We start from the raw sequence: 1674 nt of genomic DNA on the forward strand, positions 1-1674 counted from the left end.
TGAAGTGCCCCCTGTCAAGTAGACAGTGAAAATAATAAAACGAGTTTTAAGCGGCTTTAGTTCTATATTCCATAGGGCTAAGGCCGTTTAATCGTTTTTGATATCTTTCGTGGTTATAGAAAAAGATGTAGTCATTTATGGCTTGAGAAAGTTCTTCAAACGTTTCATATTTATGTAAATAGTACTTCTCAGATTTTAAAGTTCCCCAAAAAGATTCCATAGGCCCATTATCAATACATCTGCCTACCCGTGACATACTTTGAGTCATTTCTACTTTATCTATTCTTTTCTTAAATCCAAGTGAGGTGTACTGGAAGCCACGATCACTATGGATAAGTGGATGTTCATCATGTAAAAGATTTGTCGCTTGGTCGAGTGTATCAAACACAAGTTTATTGTTATTTGAATGCCCAAGAACATAACTAACAATGGACCCGTCATAAAGATCTCGAATCGCACTTAAATAAGCTTTCTTTGATAAACCATATTTAAATTCCGTGACATCAGTAACCCACTTCTCATTGGGGTTATCAGCTGTAAATTCCCGATTCAACACGTTTTCAGCGACGTGTTGAGGAGTAGAACGCTTGTATTGTTTTCTCTTCACTCTAATAACAGAGCGTAAACCAGCCACTTTCATTAAACGATAGATCCTCTTGTGATTGAGTGGCTCCTTAAACTTTCGATTCATATGGAGTGTCATCTGACGATAACCGAAGATGCCATCCACTTTTTCATGGAGGTTTCTCATCGCTTCGATAATGGCTTCATTTAGAAGGTCATGTGCAGTAGGGGTTCGCTTTAACCATTTATAATAAGCCGCTCTTGAGATACCAGCGATGTCACAAAGTAAGATGATACTTAGCTTCTCTTCTAAATGAAGTTCCTGGATAGCGACATACTTATCTTCAAATCGGATACGGCTTACTTTCGCCTCCTTTCGATCTCCTCTAACTTTTTTAAGAACAGGTTCTCAGCACGTAATCGTTCATTTTCCATTTCTAACTTCTTTATCTCTAATCTAGTTTTGTCTTCTGGAGTTAATTCCGCTTCTTCTTTCTTCCTACCACGCTTATCCTTAAGGGCATCCTCTCCACGCTCTTCATACTTCTTAACCCATGAATAAACTTGTTGATAGGAGACTTCATATATTTCAGCGGTTTTCTGATAATCCTTTTTGTTCCTTAAGCAATATTTTATGATGTCTAAACGTTCTTCCCAAGTGGTTTTTCTTCCTTTAGTCATAGAGCTCGTCCTTCCTTTAGACGTATCCTTTAATTCCCTATGACTATTATACTTGTTAATCCACTTTTGGAGGACAGAATCACTTGAGATTTGATACATTTTGACAATCTCATATTTAGAATGTTTTCCGGATAAATAATCCCTTACAGCAGCTTCTTTAAGAACCTTAGAATACTGTTTCCAGGTTTTAGATGCCTTTAATCCGTCAACTCCATAATTTTCGTATAAATCCAACCACTTCATTAATGAACGTTTACCGATTTTAAACTTCAGACAAAAGTCTTTAATACTACAATCCCTATTCTTATAAGCATTTATTACGTTATATTTAAACTCGACGGTGTATCCTCTCTTAGACACAGAAAAACTCCCCTTACGGTAAAACAGATTTTTGTTTTTTAATCTGTCTACCGTAAGGGGAGCATATCA

Annotated in this window: 1 protein-coding gene; it reads right to left on the reverse strand. The window is 36.6% G+C overall.

The window, feature by feature from the left end; translation table 11 throughout:
• Positions 1 to 46 precede the first annotated feature (46 nt).
• Positions 47 to 1605 (reverse strand): IS3 family transposase gene (locus IEW82_RS20495; protein WP_373285747.1). Its coding sequence is split into 2 segments (ribosomal slippage): positions 47 to 963 and positions 963 to 1605, totalling 1560 coding nucleotides; the frame shifts between segments, so codons are not numbered across the junction.
• Between the last annotated feature and the right edge of the window lie 69 nt (positions 1606 to 1674).

Origin of the sequence: Pullulanibacillus camelliae (assembly GCF_014642655.1) — a bacterium.
Classification (GTDB): Bacteria; Bacillota; Bacilli; order Bacillales; family Sporolactobacillaceae; genus Pullulanibacillus; species Pullulanibacillus camelliae.